The organism is Roseovarius sp. MBR-78, assembly GCF_040547535.1.
In the GTDB taxonomy this organism is placed as follows: domain Bacteria; phylum Pseudomonadota; class Alphaproteobacteria; order Rhodobacterales; family Rhodobacteraceae; genus Roseovarius.
The window spans coordinates 1-1,172 of record NZ_JBEPPX010000083.1; the positions used below are offsets into that span (position 1 = coordinate 1).

Annotated in this window: 1 pseudogene; it reads left to right on the plus strand. The window is 67.2% G+C overall.

Annotated features, from left to right (window positions below):
* Positions 1–27: 27 nt before the first annotated feature.
* Positions 28–1,172: pseudogene (locus ABIE58_RS20290) on the plus strand (IS630 family transposase); the annotation flags it as partial.

Consider the following 1,172-nt stretch of genomic DNA (forward strand, 5'->3'; position numbering starts at 1 on the left):
CTGCTTTCTCAAAGGATGGAGGCAGGCATGGCAGGGATCGCGATCACGCGGACGGAGTTCACGGCGACGGAGATGCGCGCGGCGGCGGGCAAGACGAAGCATGCGCGGGCGGCGCGGCGGATGCTGGCAATCGCGCTGGTGATTGAGGGTGCGAACCGCAAGACTGCAGCGGAGACCTGTGGGATGGACCGGCAGACGCTGCGCGGTGAGGAGGATGCGGAAACTGTCCGGGGGACAGTTTTCCCGACGAACGGACATCGCTACAACGCCGAAGGGTTGGAGGGCCTGACGAACCGCCACTCGGCTGGGCCTGCGCCACGGCTGAGCCCGAACCAGAAGGCGGAGCTGGCGCAGATGGTGCGCGAGGGGCCCGACCCTGCGGTGGATGGGGTGGTGCGGCTTGCGGCGCGTTGACCTCAAGCGCAAGATCGAGGATCAGTTCGGTGTCGAGATGCACGAGCGCACCGTGGGCAAGCAGTTGGCGGCGCTCGGGTTTCGTCGGCTCTCGGTGTGCCCGCAGCACCCGAAATCCGACCCCGAGGCGCAGGAGGCGTTTAAAAAACTTCGCCGCGTCAGTAGCCGACGCGCTGCCGGAGCACGCCCGGACCAAGCCGCTGGAGGTATGGTTCCAAGAGAGAGCCGGGCCAGAAAACGGTCCGGGGGACCGTTTTCCCGGCGAACGCTCGGGTCGGCCAGCAGGGCACGCTGACCCGCATCTGGGCCGACCGAGGCAGCCGCCCACGCGCGCCGCGCGACACCCGCTACAAATGGGCCTACATCTTCGGTGCCGTCTGCCCCGAACGCGGTGCCACCGCTGCGCTGGTCATGCCCCATGCCGACACGCAGGCGATGAATGCCCACCTCGCCGAGATATCCCGGACCGTCGCCGGGCGCGCGCACGCGATTCTCGTGCTGGACGGCGCCGGATGGCATGGCGCAAAGGCCCTCTGCGTGCCCCACAACATCACCCTCCTGCCGCTCCCGCCATACGCCCCGGAACTGAACCCGGTCGAGAACGTCTGGGCCTATCTTCGCGCCAACCGCCTCGCCATCTCCGTCTTCGAAACCTACGACGAGATCGTCACACGATGCTGCGAAGCCTGGAACCTCTTCGCCAACGACACCGCCACCGTCCGATCCATCTCCAGCCGCGATTATGCCAAAGAGGTCAG